The sequence below is a fragment of the Sulfurimonas sp. HSL1-2 genome (assembly GCF_039645565.1).
GTDB lineage: Bacteria > Campylobacterota > Campylobacteria > Campylobacterales > Sulfurimonadaceae > Thiomicrolovo > Thiomicrolovo zhangzhouensis.
The window spans coordinates 1,160,411-1,174,264 of the sequence record NZ_CP147914.1 but is presented as its reverse complement, the minus strand read 5'-3'; the positions used below and the strand labels follow the sequence as shown (position 1 = coordinate 1,174,264).

12 protein-coding genes are annotated in these 13,854 nt (G+C 59.3%); 1 reads left to right on the top strand and 11 read right to left on the bottom strand.

Annotation, left to right across the window (positions count from 1 at the left end; translation table 11 throughout):
* Positions 1-4 precede the first annotated feature (4 nt).
* Positions 5-880: a hypothetical protein gene (locus WCX18_RS05980; protein WP_345990575.1), complete on the bottom strand. Its 876-nt coding sequence runs from the start codon at positions 878-880 to the stop codon at positions 5-7.
* A gap of 208 nt (positions 881-1,088) precedes the next feature.
* Between WCX18_RS05980 and WCX18_RS05975 the strand changes: the two genes are divergently transcribed.
* A complete protein-coding gene (locus WCX18_RS05975) occupies positions 1,089-1,898 on the top strand; it encodes a class III extradiol ring-cleavage dioxygenase (RefSeq protein WP_345990573.1) in 810 nt (269 codons plus the stop codon).
* Between the two features lie 94 nt (positions 1,899-1,992).
* Here the strand turns inward: WCX18_RS05975 and WCX18_RS05970 are convergent, their stop codons facing one another.
* The 10 genes from WCX18_RS05970 to WCX18_RS05925 form a co-directional block, all read right to left on the bottom strand.
* Positions 1,993-3,207 (bottom strand): hypothetical protein, encoded by a 1,215-nt coding sequence (locus tag WCX18_RS05970; RefSeq protein ID WP_345990571.1) that lies wholly within the window; start codon positions 3,205-3,207, stop codon positions 1,993-1,995.
* A gap of 172 nt (positions 3,208-3,379) precedes the next feature.
* On the bottom strand, positions 3,380-3,778 hold the full coding sequence (locus WCX18_RS05965) for a hypothetical protein (protein WP_345990569.1): 399 nt from the start codon (positions 3,776-3,778) through the stop codon (positions 3,380-3,382).
* Positions 3,771-5,102 (bottom strand): allophanate hydrolase, encoded by a 1,332-nt coding sequence (gene atzF / locus WCX18_RS05960; RefSeq protein ID WP_345990568.1) that lies wholly within the window; start codon positions 5,100-5,102, stop codon positions 3,771-3,773. Before atzF ends, WCX18_RS05965 begins: the two co-directional genes overlap by 8 nt.
* A 14-nt stretch (positions 5,103-5,116) precedes the next feature.
* A complete protein-coding gene (locus WCX18_RS05955; protein ID WP_345990566.1) occupies positions 5,117-6,001 on the bottom strand; it encodes a DMT family transporter in 885 nt (294 codons plus the stop codon).
* Positions 5,998-6,849, bottom strand: coding sequence for a TIM barrel protein (locus tag WCX18_RS05950; protein ID WP_345990563.1), 852 nt, complete (start codon positions 6,847-6,849; stop codon positions 5,998-6,000). Before WCX18_RS05950 ends, WCX18_RS05955 begins: the two co-directional genes overlap by 4 nt.
* Before the next feature lie 8 nt (positions 6,850-6,857).
* Positions 6,858-10,460: an urea carboxylase gene (uca, locus tag WCX18_RS05945; protein WP_345990561.1), complete on the bottom strand. Its 3,603-nt coding sequence runs from the start codon at positions 10,458-10,460 to the stop codon at positions 6,858-6,860.
* Positions 10,461-10,637: 177 nt separating this feature from the next.
* Positions 10,638-11,420, bottom strand: a complete 783-nt coding sequence (locus WCX18_RS05940; RefSeq protein ID WP_345990559.1) for an N-acyl homoserine lactonase family protein — start codon at positions 11,418-11,420, stop codon at positions 10,638-10,640.
* A 10-nt stretch (positions 11,421-11,430) separates the two neighbouring features.
* The gene (locus WCX18_RS05935) at positions 11,431-12,444 is read right to left on the bottom strand and encodes a fatty acid desaturase (RefSeq protein WP_345990556.1); all 1,014 of its coding nucleotides are present in this window, start codon (positions 12,442-12,444) and stop codon (positions 11,431-11,433) included.
* A 4-nt stretch (positions 12,445-12,448) separates the two neighbouring features.
* Positions 12,449-13,069, bottom strand: coding sequence for an urea amidolyase associated protein UAAP2 (locus WCX18_RS05930; RefSeq protein WP_345986687.1), 621 nt, complete (start codon positions 13,067-13,069; stop codon positions 12,449-12,451).
* 10 nt (positions 13,070-13,079) lie between these two features.
* On the bottom strand, positions 13,080-13,817 hold the full coding sequence (locus WCX18_RS05925; protein WP_345990554.1) for an urea amidolyase associated protein UAAP1: 738 nt from the start codon (positions 13,815-13,817) through the stop codon (positions 13,080-13,082).
* Positions 13,818-13,854 lie beyond the last annotated feature (37 nt).

Here is a 13,854-nt window from a genome sequence, read left to right as displayed (position 1 = left end):
GCTTTCACTTCTCCTCTTCCTCCGACACTCTGCGCGTCGTCAGGTAGTCGAACACCCCCAGACCGACGATCATCAGTGTCACGCCCAGCAGCAGCAGGAACCCGTATCCCATTCCCGTATAGTCCCCCAGCGTAATCTTGAAGACGACCATCAGCGACTCGATGGAGAGGGCGATAATGATGGAGACGAGGAACTTGCCCAGCAGCGTATACTGCCCCTCCCGCTGCCGGCCGGCGTTTTTATACATCACCTCGTTCTCCAGGATCGTTTTGGCCAGGTCGAAGATGGCCATCCCCAGCGTAATGGCGATGATCGCTTTAAAGACCTCGTGCAGCATGGCTTCAGCCGTGTGGAAGAAGACGTAGGCGAACGTATACGCGCCGTAGAGGATCAGAAAAAGCGACACCGCGACCAGGGTGGCCCCGCCCAGGGCATACACGATGAGCTTGAAACGCTCAAAGCGGGAGTTATGCTCGATCAGACGCAGCGCTTCGAGCAGTTTGAGCAGATTGAAATCGAAGACGACGAATCCCCCCTCCCCGTCCGCTGTCACGAGGGTGACGCTGGAGTTACCGGTGATGTGGTGAATATAGGGACTCGTCATGTAGGTATTGAAATTTTCCAGGCTGATATTGGTAAAGTAGTGGCTTTTGTCCGCACCGATGCGCGACACGTCCATGCCCCGCCGGTAGTAGTTCGGACTTGTCTGCCTCAGGTCGGGGCCGATCAGGTAGATCATCTGCAAAAAAGGCAAATGACTGAAAACATCGCGTATGCCCGATTCATCCTCAAAGTTGAACCTGTCATCCTCCACCCGGTTGCGCAGAAACATTTCGATCGCATGCCGGTGCTGCCGGAACTGGTTTACTATGCGTTTCATGCGGCCTCCTTTGCGGCTGCCTGTTTATACTGCGTCTTCCGGCATAATGCCGGGCGGCGTTTCCCCCCTTTTCACACGATAATGTTTCATTATGCATCTCCGCGGTTAAACAGTGACTGAACGGGCAATGCTAGTCTCCGCAGTTAAACAACGGTATTTCCGGCCGCGCTATAATGAAATCACACAGCTACCAGGCAAGGAGCGTCCTATGGCAAAGAAAGATTCGGGCAGCCTGCATGTCCTTTACCTGTCGCACGGCGGCGGTCCGCTGCCGCTGCTGGGGGACAAAAGTCATGACGAAATGGTCGTCGCCCTGAAACGGGTCGCGGCATCGATCCCGAAGCCCTCGGCCATCATCGTCGTCAGTGCCCACTGGGAGACCGTGACACCGACGATCACACACGGAAGCACCCCCGAGCTCATCTATGACTATTACGGCTTTCCCGACGAATCCTACGAGATCGCCTACCCCGCCCCCGGGATGCCGGCGCTGGCGGATGAGGTGCACTGGTGCCTCCAGCAGCACGGGATCGCGTCGATCCTGGACGACGACCGCGGTTTCGACCACGGGCTTTTCGTCCCGCTGAAGATCATGTACCCCGATGCGGATATCCCCTGCATACAGCTGTCGCTCGTCAAAGGGCTGGACCCTGCCGCGCATCTGCGCATGGGCAATGCGCTGGCATCGCTGTCGCGCGAGAACATCCTCGTCGTAGGCTCGGGCTTCTCGTTTCACAACATGAAGGCGTTCTTTACGCCGTCGCAGGAGCGTACGGACAAGAACGATGCCTTCAAGCACTGGCTCATCAAAACCTGCTCGGACCCTGCGCTCATCGAGAGCGAACGCACCGAACGGCTGATCAACTGGGAGCATGCCCCCTACGCCAGGTACTGCCACCCCAGGGCGGAGCACCTGCTGCCGCTGCATGTCTGCTACGGGGCGACTTCACGCGCCTGCGACAGCGTTTTCGAGGCGGAAATCCTCGGGGTCGATTCGGCGATGTTTCTTTGGTCGTGAAAAAAGAGGTGTGCAGGGACGCCCGGGGGAGGAGAATGAAGCCCCCCGGGCGTGAAGGAGATGTGCCGCGCGCTGCGCGCGTCCGTCACTTCAATTAGAAGTTGTAGACGAGGTAGAGCTGCAGCGTGTTGTAGGCGTCGCCGTCGTTGATAGCGTCATCGTCCGCATAGATATACGCGAAGAGCGCATCAAGCTTGCCGAACGATTTTGCCGCGGTAAAGGTGACTTCGCTTACCTTGTTTTTAAAATAGGTCAGACCTGCTCCGCCATCGGTGTCGATGTTCGTGTAGAAGAGTCCGAGATCGGCGATTTCAGGCAGGCTGTAGGTCGCTGTGACATTGTAGGCATCCGTACCCGGCAGACCGACGTAACCGAAGTTCCACCACGCTTCCGTGTAGAGCTTGGACTGCATACCCCACCCTTCGCCAGGTGCGGTTGCGATGTTCCCGATATACTGGTCACCGTCCTTATCCGTGGTAGAGTAGGATGCATAGATACCGAGGTTCTCGACACCTTCGTAACCCAGTTTTGCCGCAAATGCCGTGGAGTCGTCTGCCGTGGAGATGAGCTCGTTCGGGTTGATGTCCGTATACTGCAGACCTGCGACAATACCGGCGATGGAGAGGTCAGCCTGCAGCCAGTAGGCCGTCGCGGTGTCCGGCAGTTCGTAGTACCACGCCTGTGCCGTCAGCGGTTCAAATGAGTTGTTGATCGCACCGACAGCGATCGCACCCTGGTCACCGATGGTTGTGAACTCACCTTTCGTATCTGTCAGCAGGAACTGGGAGTAACCGTTTCCTGTCGCGACCCATGCGCCGACAAGCGTCGTACCCGGGATATCCGTATTGGTGATCGTCGCCGCTTCAAAGTTGTTCGCTGTAATACCCCACGTTTCCGTAAAGAGCAGCGGCGTATCGAGTTCCATGCGGCCCGCTTTTGCGACTGTGTTGCCCAGTTTTGCAGAGAGCCACGCTTCGCCGATCCAGCCGGTCGTCGTATAAAAATCACCTGTCGCATTGTCAATATGCGCACCGGACCATACGTTGTTGGCAATCTCTTTATCAAGGCCCAGCGTACTGACGGCATACCCTGTCGCACCGGCGGAGAGGATCTCATCGATATCCGTCGTAATGCTCAGGCGGCCACCGAAGTCAGCAGTGCTTGTCGCCTTACCGAAAAGATCGGCACCGTGACCGTCAAAAGTCGAATAGAAGAAACGTGCATCCCCGCCCACTTCTGTATTTTCAAATGCAAAAGCGCTGCTTCCCAGGAGCAGTGCTGCCATCAAACTCATTTTTGTCATTTTCATTATGTTTCCTTATCGGTAGATAGACTTGCTTTATGTCTTTAGTACTTTAGCAACGGTTTAACATTTTTAAACCGTCTAATTGTTTATTTTTTAATCATATATAGGATATTTTCTATTCATCTCATTTTTTCCACCTCCAGAAAGTTGGTTTTAGCTTCTGCCAAAAAAGGCGTCAGCCCTGCTTTGAAGCGAGGTACTCCCGCCAGCCGCCGAAGGCGGTGATCTCCGCGGCACCCTTGAGGGCATCCGACTCGCATAAAAAGCCGTAAACGGCACTACCGTCTTCAAGCAGCACGGTGCCGATACAGAGCGGCGAAGCGATCTGGACCATAAAAGCGCCGAAGTGTTCCAGCGGCATCGACCAGACCTCGAGTGTCACGGCACTCTGCGCTGCGCTGTCGCGCACCATCCCCGGACGCGGCGGCACCTTATCAGGCACGTCGTAAAGGCGGTACCCTTTGGCCGTTTTCGTCGCAGTGACAAAGGTTGCATCCAGTGCAGTCAGCTGGTGATTGAGCGGCAGCCCGCGCATATGCGCACCGCAGACGGCGATCTTAATCGTCTCAGCCACGGGACACCTCCACGTACGCTTTGCCGATCTCCATCAGACGGCGGTCCTCAAAGGCATCACCAAACAGCGTGACGCCGAACGGTAATCCGTTGCTGCGGAAACCGGCCGGCACGGCATAGGCCGAGAAATCAAGCAGGTTCATGAAGTTCGTGTAGTAGCCGAGGTTCGTATTGAGCTGCACCGGGTCGGCATTGACCGCTTCGATGGTGTAGATGGTTCCCGTCGTCGGTGTCAGCGCGAAATCCATCCCCTCGAGTACAAGCTCGGACTGCCGTTTGTACTCCTTGAGCCGGTACTCGGCGGCAAAATAGTCCACCGCGCTCTTCTCACGACCCTGCTCAATGATCGAACGGGTAACCTCCAGCACTTCTTCGGGCTGCTCGTCCATGATCTGCTTGGCCGCAATATAGCGCTCCGCGACCCAGGGACCAGAATAGAGCAGATTTGCCGCGTCGAGCATCGGCGAGAAATCGGTTTCTATCGCCGTATACCCCATAGATTCGAAACGTGCCGCTGCGGCGCTGAAGAGTGCTTCTGCCTCGCTGTCCCCGAAGAACTTCAGCTGGGACGGCAGCGGCACGGCAAAACGCATCGTTTTTTCCACTGCACCCGCTGTCTCCGGCATCTTACGGCTGTAAGGGTCTGCGGCGTCAAAGGCGCAGGCGACATCAAAGACAGCCTGCGCGTCATCGGTGTTGAGGGCAAAGATTGAGACACAATCGAGGCTGCGGCACGCCGGCACGACACCGGAGGTGCTCAGAACCCCCTTGGAGGGCTTGACCCCCACGAGGTTGTTAAAGGCCGCCGGTACGCGGCCCGATCCCGCCGTATCCGTTCCCAGGGAGAAGGCCGCCATTTCCAGCGCGACGCTGACGGCACTCCCGGAACTGGAGCCTCCGGAGATATAGGAAGGATCGATACTGTTGCGGCAGGCCCCATAAGGCGAACGCGTCCCCACAAGCCCCGTCGCAAACTGGTCGAGGTTGGCTTTGCCCACGGGGATCGCCCCCGCTTCGATCAGCCGTTCGACAACGAAAGCGGAGGCTTCCGGAACGTAGCGGTAGGCCGGACAGGCCGCCGTCGTCGGGACCCCGGCGAGGTCGATGTTGTCCTTGATCGCAAAGGGGACGCCGTAGAGCGGCAGGGAACCAGGACTCACCCTTTCAAGGCGCTCGAGGTAAGGTTCGGTCTCCGCCTCGCTCAGCGCATGGATGAAAATAGGGTTTTCCGCATGCTCCGCGATAAGCGCACGTATCTGTGCCATCACTTCGCGCGGGGTCGTTGTACCGCTTTTATAGTCGTTCAAAAGTTGTGAAATCGTCATAATGTATTCCTTTCTTAAAACGTCGTCTCGGGAAGATCATCTTCTTTCGTACGCAGCGCCTCGATCAGCGCCGCAGCAAGGATCAGCACGCCGCCGATCATCTCCATGGCGTCCATCCGCTCGCCCGCAATGAGCGTCGCGGAGATAACCGCGGTGATCAGCTCCATGATAATAATGATGGAGGAGCGCCCCGCTTCCATATGCGAAACGCCCCACTGCGAACCGATGTTGGCCAGCAGCAGCCACAGCACCGCGTAGGCCGCCAGGGCGAGCCATGCGTCGGCGTCCGCATCATAGGGGAGTTGCTCCACGCCCAGGCCGAGCAGCGCCCCTGCCAGGATCAGACAGCCGTAGAACATCACCGTGATCTTCGAACCGACCGGGACCTCTGCCGCGGCACGGAAGACCAGGTTGTTCATCGCAAACAGCAGGCCCGAGAGCAGCGCGATCAGGTCGATCCACGACGGGGCCCCGCCGAGGGCATCAAACCCGCCGAGAATAACGAAGGCGCCCGTGACCGCCAGCGCGGCACCGAGCCAGCGCCAGAGGTCGACGCCTTCGCGCAGGAAGAACTTCCCGCCAAGCACGCCCCAGACGGGCAGCAGGTAGAAGAGCACCATCACTCGGATCACCTCGCCGTTGATGAGGGCATAGGTAAACGCAAGATTCGCGCCCCCGCCGAAGAGCAGGATCATCGCCATAGCACGTTTGTGTTGGCGCCACTGCGAGAACTGCGCCATAAGCAGCGGCGTCAGCAGAAGGGCGAGGATACCGTAGGCACCCATCGTCAGTGCGATGCCGTCGATCCCCATGCCGTTGATCTGTTTGAGCGGCAGCCAGGTAAGCCCCCAGAGGACCGATGCGCCGAGCAGCACGACGACGGGGAGATGTGAACTCATACCACGGCCTTTACTTTGTGACGCTGAAAGTAGAAGCGTTCCGTTTCGCCCATCCACTGGTTGATCTCCCAAAGATCGGCAACCGGCGCCTTGGTAAAGGGGAGCGTGTGGAGGTAGCCGTCGGGGCCGAACTCCGGCGTCATCGTTGTAAACCCGAAACCGCGGCGGCGCTGGCTGTCCCAGACCTGTTCCCAGACCCCCTGATGCGCTTTGAGCGCATAGGCGTACTCCGGCGCCGCGGGATGCGGTACCTGCGGCCCCTGGTCGTAACCGACGCGGGCATGGATATGCATCACGTTCGGCACGATCGCGTTGATCGCTTCGGGTTCGCTGTCCATCTGCCGTTCGCAGACGACGCACCAGTGGCTGATATCGAGCGTGAGCGCGATCTCCGGGAGCGCTTCGACGATGCGCCGCGTTACCCAGGGATTGAAAAGGCTCCGGCTGCGGTGGGTCTCGAAACTGATCTGCACTCCGTACCGCTCCGCCAGTTTCATCCCCTCGGTGAAAAAGCGCAGACTCTCCGCTTCGCTCCAGGCGTCCAGCCCGCCGATGCAGGTCACGAAACGCGGGGAGAGTTCGGCACTGCGGGAGAGGATCGCGTTAAGGTCGTCCAGGTGCCCTTCGACACCGAGATCGCGCTGCGGCACGTAACCGCCGCCGGTGACCGCCTCTGCGATATAGTGCAGGTTGTACTGCTCCAGGCACTTCTTCCAGTAGGCACGCTGGGAGGAGGACTCGGGTGCCGGACCTTCGATGCCGGCAAAGCCGGCCGCAGAGGCTTCGGCGCAGGCGGTCTCGAAGTCCCCTTCGAATCCCCACATGGTTTTATATAGCTGCAGTTTCATGGCCGCTCCTACGCCTGCGGTTCGATGACGAAGAGCATCTTGCCCGCATGCACGCTCTCGCCCTCGTGGCAGAGCACCTTGACGATCTTGCCCGCTTCGGGGGCCTCGATGTCAACTTCCATCTTCATCGATTCGGCGATGGCAAGCACTTCGCCCTCCTCGACCGTGTCGCCGAGCTTCGCCATTACCTTCCAGAGGCTCCCCTGCACCGGGGACTCGACCGCTTCGTCGTGTTCGCCGAGCTCAATGATTTCCATCGTCTCTGCTTTCACTTCGCCGCTTTCAGAGGTAAAGTTCGCCAGCCCCGTGCGTTCCCACATCGCGCGCTCTTCGTCGAAGGCGGCCTGCTGGGTCGTTTTGAAGGTCTTGATGCTCGTCTCGTTTTCGGCGAGGAAATCTTTATACGCCTTGAGGCTGAAGGTCGTCTCTTCGACGTCGAGCTTCATCCGGCCGCGCGGGAAATCCTCGCGCATCTTGTGCAGCTCTTCGGCACTCACCTCGTAGAACTTGATCTGGTCAAAGAAGCGCAGCAGCCACGGCTTGCCCTCTTTGAAGTCCTGAGTCTGGCGGTGGCGGTTCCACATCTGTACCGTACGGCCGACGAACTGGTAGCCGCCGGGACCTTCCATCCCGTAGACACACATATAGGCCCCGCCGATACCGACGGCGTTTTCCGGGGTCCAGGTCCGCGCCGGGTTGTACTTGGTCGTAACCAGGCGGTGGCGCGGGTCGAGCGGCGTCGCAACAGGGGCTCCAAGGTAAACGTCACCAAGGCCCATGACGAGGTAGTTGGCGCCGAAGACGATCTTCTTGACCTCGTCGATGGAGTCCAGACCATTGATACGGCGGATGAACTCGATGTTCGAAGGACACCACGGCGCGTCGGGACGGACCGTCTTCATATACTTGTCGATGGCGACGCGGGTCGATTCATCATCCCAGGAGAGCGGCAGGTGTACGACGCGCGCCGGCACCTCGATGTCGTCGATGGACGGCAGGGTCAGCTCGATCTCTTTGAGGCGTTCAATGAGCGCCGCGCGGTCGCAGACCTTCGGGTCGAAATGCACCTGCAGCGAGCGGATGCCCGGAGTGATGTCGGTGACGCCCTCGAAGGCCTCCTCCTTCATCGCCTCCATCAGTACATGGGCGCGGAAGCGCAGCTCGATGTCAAGCTGCATCTCGCCATACTCGACGAGAAGGTTCGCGTCGCCGGACTGGCGGATGACCATGGCCGGAAGGTCGCCCTTCGCCTCATCGGCGAAGAGGATCGGCGAACCGATCGGTTTGGGGTCTAGGAAGGGGCGTTCGTCGTAGGTTGAGAGGGTTGCAATCGCCTCTTCCTGCGCTTTGAGCATCGCCATCGCCGTGTCATGTTCGACCGGGACGAATTTCACCTTGTCACCCGCGCGCAGCTGCCCCATCTTCCAGAGCTCGGCGCTGACGATCGTCACCGGGCAGACGAAACCGCCGAGGCTCGGGCCGTCGGGGCCGAGGATGACCGGCATGTCGCCGGTGAAGTCCACGGCGCCGATCGCGTAGGCGTTGTCGTGGATGTTGGAGGGGTGCAGCCCCGCCTCGCCGCCGTCTGTACGCGCCCACTGTGGTTTGGGGCCGATGAGGCGGATACCCGTACGGTTGGAGTTGTAGTGGATCTCCCACTCCGTCGCAAAGAAGGTCTCGATATCGTCATCCGTGAAGAAGTCCGGGGCGCCGTGCGGTCCGTAGAGCACGCCGATCTCCCAGGTATTCGCCAGCCCGTTGCGCGGCTCTGCCGGGGCTACGGCCGCGTCGCCCTCCGTCATCGTATCGATGTGCAGGACGTCACCCGGAACGAGGGTACGTCCCGCGTGACCGCCGAACTGCCCCAGGGTAAAGGTCGAGCGGCTGCCGAGGTACTCGGGAACGTCGAACCCGCCGCGCACGGCCAGGTAGGTGCGGAACCCTTCGTTGTGGACTTTTTTCAGTTTGAGCACGCTGCCCGCTTTGACCGGGAGTGCCTCGTTCATCGCGACCGGTTCGTTGTCGATAAATGCGTCGATCTGTGCGCCGCAGAGCGCGACGACGCTGTCGGTGTTGAAGCGCAGTGTCGGCCCGGCGATGGCGATCTCGAGGCCCGCCGCCGCTTCGCTGTTGCCGACAAGCCGGTTGGCGTAGCGGAAACTGAAGCTGTCAAATGGACCCGATGGCGGGACACCGATGTCCCAGTAGCCGCTGCGGCCAGGGTAGTCCTGGATCGTCGTCTGAGTTCCCGGACGCAGGACGTCGATGCTCCTGGGGGTAAAGCTGAAGCCGTCGAGGTACTTCGTCGTCTGTTTGCCCTGTACAAAGACCTCGGAGGCGACGATGGCCCCGAGGTAACGGAGGTTCGTCTCGATGCCGTCAATGCGGGTGCCGCCAATGGCAGCGCCGATCTTGGCAAGCGCGTCGCTGCGGTCGTTGCCCTTGACGATGAGCTTGGCGATCATCGGGTCGTAGAAGGAGGAGACTTCGAGCCCCGTTTCGATAAAGGTGTCGCAGCGGATCCCATCGGCGAAGGCGACGTTCGTCAGCACGCCGGAGCTGGGCTGGAAGTTCTTCATCGGGTCTTCGGCGTAGACGCGTACCTGGATGGCGTGGCCCTGCGGGTTGTGGGCGTAGTCATAGAGCGCCGGGTTCTCGCCGGCAGCCGTGCGGATCATCCACTCGACGAGGTCAACGCCGGTGACCTCTTCGGTAATACCGTGCTCGACCTGCAGGCGGGTGTTGACCTCGAGGAAGTAAAATTCGCCGCTGTCGGTGTCGTAGACGAACTCGACCGTCCCGGCGGAACGGTAGGATACGGAGGCCGTCAGCTCTTGCGCTGCCTTGTAGAGGGCCTGACGCGTTTCGTCGGAAATCCCGGGGGCCGGGGTCTCCTCGATCACCTTCTGGTTGCGGCGCTGGACGGAACAGTCGCGGTCGCCCAGCGTCGCGACGAAGCCCTCGCCGTCCCCGAAGACCTGTACTTCGATGTGGCGCGCATGTGCAACGTATTTTTCCAGGAACATCCCGCCATCAGAGAAGTTGTTTTCGCTGAGGCGCTTGACGGAGTCGTAAGCACTCAGCAGCTGCACTTCGTCAAAACAGAGCTGCATCCCGATCCCGCCGCCGCCGGCGGTACTTTTAAGCATGACCGGGTAGCCGATGCGCACCGCTTCACTTTTCGCTTCGTCCAGGTCGGCCAGCAGCGAGGAGCCCGGCAGGAGGGGAACGTTGTTCGCCTCGGCCAGGGCGCGGGCCGTGTGCTTGAGACCGAACTTCTCCATGTGCTCCGTGCGCGGACCGATAAAGGCGATCCCCGCCGCTTCGCAGGCGCTGGCAAACGCCGCGTTTTCGCTCAGAAAACCGTAGCCGGGGTGGACCGCTTCGGCGCCGCTCTGCTTCGCAATGTCAAGGATCTTGGCAGCGTCGAGGTAGCTCTCGCTGGCAACGCCGTGACCGATGTAGTAGGCTTCGTCGGCAAGGCTGACGTGGAGGGAGTCGGTATCGGCACCCGTATAGACGGCGACGGAGCCGATTCCCATCTGTTTGAGAGTACGGATAACGCGGCAGGCGATCTCACCACGATTGGCAATCAAAACTTTTTTAAACATAGCTCTTCCTCAGGTTCAGGTTTCGGGCCGTCCCGTTCGGATACCTGTGCAGGTCGTCCAGCACAGATGAGGTTGCGCACCCCAAAGCGTGAGTAAAAAATGTTTCTGCCCCACAGGGGCAAGCTTTAGCGCCTTAGTGGCCAGCGTAGTGTTTTGGGCTTTGCTCAAGACACGTTCTCAATGAAAGAACCGCGGAAAGCGGTTCTTGCTTTCGAAGAACTTGATATCGTGGTTGGGCCACAGTTCGGCCCCCGTCTCCTTTGCGAGGTGTTTGAGTTTCTTGATACTGTCAAGCGCCATGTCTTCACGATCCTGCCAACACAGCCCCGGGACGATCTCCTGTTCGAGATTCTCCTGCAGGTCGGCCGCGTCGCCGCAGAGCAGGATCGGGGGCCCTTTGGGCAGTTCGATCATCATCGACATGTGCCCGGCCGTATGGCCGGGGGTCTCGATGGCGCGCACACCGGGGACGAGGTCGTAATCGCCCTTATAGACGCGCCAGTTGACCGGGCAGTCGAAATCCTCTTTGAAATAGGCTTCGTCCGCCAGCGCGTTGGCCGCTTCGAGCTCTTTCTCGTGTACGTGCACCTCGGCACCACAGAACTCACACACCCCGCCCGCATGGTCAAAGTGAAGGTGGCCGCAGAAGACGACGTCGATATCCTCCGCTTGCAATCCCAGTTCGGCCAGGCGGTTGGGAAGACGCTGCTCCTCCTCCATCGTCGGCGGCCCGAAGGGAAACCCCTCGTGCTCGTAAAACTTTTTGCGTTTCACGTCGTCGGCGATCTTGGAGTAGTCACAGCCGACATCATACAGTATCCGACCGTGGGCTGTTTCGATCAAATAGCTTAAAATTGGAGCAGTTATGATGATTCCCTGTCCATGTCCCCGCGTCGAAAGGGTTTTTTCATAGCGGTGGGTGCCGGTGAGAATGGGCCAGAACTTCTTTACCTGGGTCATGTTGACTCCTTCAGTGCGCCGTCAGGAACGAGACGCCGTCCACCCCGATAAAGGTGCGGCCCCCGTCGTGCCTGACGTCAAGGTCGGCCGGGTCCCCGTTGAGGACCCGCGCGACACGGTAGCGGTGGTAGCTGCGCGCCAGGTCGGAGAACATCAGGACCTGCGTCCTGTCGTCGCCGTAGAGCTTGGCATGCAGCCCCGGCAGCCGGTACCACGGCTGGATCTGCTGATCGTGGTGAACGTTGTGGTACGCGAAATTGAGAACCAGCAGGTTCAGCCACGGGTATTTTTCAGAAAACAGGTTCGAATAGGTGTTGCGCGATTCGAAGGCGCGGTCATACTGTTTCACTTGCGCTTCGCGCGAAAAATCCAGCGTTTCATGCACGTCATAGGTGTGCTGATGCACGTCCATGAAACGCATGACCGTCAGGAAGATCATGTACGCCAACGGGTAGAGCAGCAACACTTTCGGCGCAATCGACGCCAGTGCGGCAAAGAAAGCGATGCGCAGCACGAGTACCGTAACGACGCGGCGGCGAAGATAGCGGCGGCTCTCCTTCATGAACGGAAGAATCACGACCAGGGCGTGCATCATGATCTCGAGGGCGGGAATGTAGAACCACTCCAAAACCTGGATCGTCTTGAGCAGTTTCGGGTAGTGGGGCAGGCGGGTGCGGAAATCGAACGAGACGACATCGGCACGGTCCAAGTGATGGCGGACATGCTTCATCCGTATCGCCTCGTAATCACTGTACGACGCGCCGCAGATCCAGAGCAATACCTCTCCGAAACGGTGGTTGTTGATCGGCAGCCTGAAGAGTGAATCGTGGGCGCACTCGTGGATAAAGTACGCGGCGATGACCATGCCGTGTGCCAGCAGAAGCACCCCGGCGGCGTTGAGCCACAGCGCGTCGGCCATGATGGCGGCAAAACCGCCCACGTAGGCGCCGAGCATATAGGCCCATGCCGCCAGGTTCGGCAGCCATGCATCTTCGAAGCGCAGAAGCCGTGTCGTCTTTTTCATCGTCTCAGTCGTCCCAGACGATCAGCTGGATCGGCGTCGGGTTGAACGCGTTGCACGGGTTGTTGAGCTGCGGGCAGTTCGAGATCAGCACCAGCGTGTCCATCTCCGCTTTCATATCGACGTAGTCTCCCGGTTTGGAGATCCCGTCGACGATGATCAGGAAACCGTTCTCCTCGATCGGCACGTTCATGAAGAAGTTGATGTTGTTCGTGAGGTCGCGCGGGTCCATCTCGCGCTCGCCGATCTCGAACAGGTAGTTGTCGCGGCAGCTGTGCATGTACTTCGTATTGTGGCCGTAGCGCACGGTGTTGCTCTCCGCGCTGCAGTGGCCGCCCAGGGTATCGTGGTTGCCGCAGGTATCGTCGGTGATCGTCATCATGACGTTGTCGTCGGTGGAGATCAGCTGGGTACCCGTCGTAACGAAGATGCTCCCCTGTTCGCGGATCGTATCGTTGGCAGAGTAGCGCTCTTCGTGATCATTGGCATTGTAAAACAGCGTGTCGACGGCCTGGCACCCCTCAAGGTCGACGATACGCAGCGTCTGGCCTTTTTTCACGACGTAGCTCCACGGCACGCCCGCCGGCAGTTTGTGGTTGTAAACGGCTGTTTCGATATCTCTTTTCATCACGCGCTCCTCAGGCAAAATAGCGTGCGTTGTTCTGGAACGCACGTTTGGACTGGATACTGAAGTTCATGCAGTAATCATCTTCGGTGACCGGGGCCGCTTTAAACAGCGTCAGCTGGACGTCGCTGGGGTTGTATGTTCCCGTTTCCATGACATGCGGCGTGTTGGAGAGCACCAGCAGGACGTTCATCTCCGCACGCAGCTCGATGTAACTCAAAGGCTGCGGACGTCTTTCGGAAAGTGCCAGCTTGTTGCCCTCTTTGACGTCGACCCGTCTGAAGAAGTTGATTGCCTGGATCATGTCGCGTTTGCCCATGCCGTATTTGCCCAGTTCGACGAGGAAGTTTTCGCGGTCGCTTTTGTAATAACGGTTGCGGATATGCTCGAAGTCACCCTCGCCGAAGTTTTTCGCGACGATGCGCGGGTTGCTGATGCCGCCGATGGCATCGAAGAGACCTTCAGTCGTATCTTCCGTAATGGAGAGCAGGACGCGTCCCTGCTCGGAATAGAAGACCCGCCCTTTGCAGAAGTAGGCATTGTGCTGAAGTTTGACCGTGTCGGCGGAGTTGAAACGCTCCGCGGTGTTATCGGCGTTGTAGAACATCGCGCTGAGCGTGCCCAGCCCGTCCTTGGTCGTGATGCGCAGCTTGTCGCCGCGTTTGATGATCTTCGACCAGCGCGCACCGCCCGGGAGCACCTCGTCGAGGATGATGGATTCTGGTTTCAGGTTTTCGTGTTCAGTTATCACTGTATCTCCTTCAAAGTTTTCGGGCCGTCCCGGACGT

Bases quoted from the DNA above. Each gene is read 5' to 3' on its own strand.
- WCX18_RS05980 (WP_345990575.1), bottom strand. From the start codon at position 880: ATGAAACGCATAGTAAACCAGTTCCGGCAGCACCGGCATGCGATCGAA.
- WCX18_RS05975 (WP_345990573.1), top strand. From the start codon at position 1,089: ATGGCAAAGAAAGATTCGGGCAGCCTGCATGTCCTTTACCTGTCGCAC.
- WCX18_RS05970 (WP_345990571.1), bottom strand. From the start codon at position 3,207: ATGAAAATGACAAAAATGAGTTTGATGGCAGCACTGCTCCTGGGAAGC.
- atzF (WP_345990568.1), bottom strand. From the start codon at position 5,102: ATGACGATTTCACAACTTTTGAACGACTATAAAAGCGGTACAACGACC.
- WCX18_RS05955 (WP_345990566.1), bottom strand. From the start codon at position 6,001: ATGAGTTCACATCTCCCCGTCGTCGTGCTGCTCGGCGCATCGGTCCTC.
- WCX18_RS05950 (WP_345990563.1), bottom strand. From the start codon at position 6,849: ATGAAACTGCAGCTATATAAAACCATGTGGGGATTCGAAGGGGACTTC.
- uca (WP_345990561.1), bottom strand. From the start codon at position 10,460: ATGTTTAAAAAAGTTTTGATTGCCAATCGTGGTGAGATCGCCTGCCGC.
- WCX18_RS05940 (WP_345990559.1), bottom strand. From the start codon at position 11,420: ATGACCCAGGTAAAGAAGTTCTGGCCCATTCTCACCGGCACCCACCGC.
- WCX18_RS05935 (WP_345990556.1), bottom strand. From the start codon at position 12,444: ATGAAAAAGACGACACGGCTTCTGCGCTTCGAAGATGCATGGCTGCCG.
- WCX18_RS05930 (WP_345986687.1), bottom strand. From the start codon at position 13,069: ATGAAAAGAGATATCGAAACAGCCGTTTACAACCACAAACTGCCGGCG.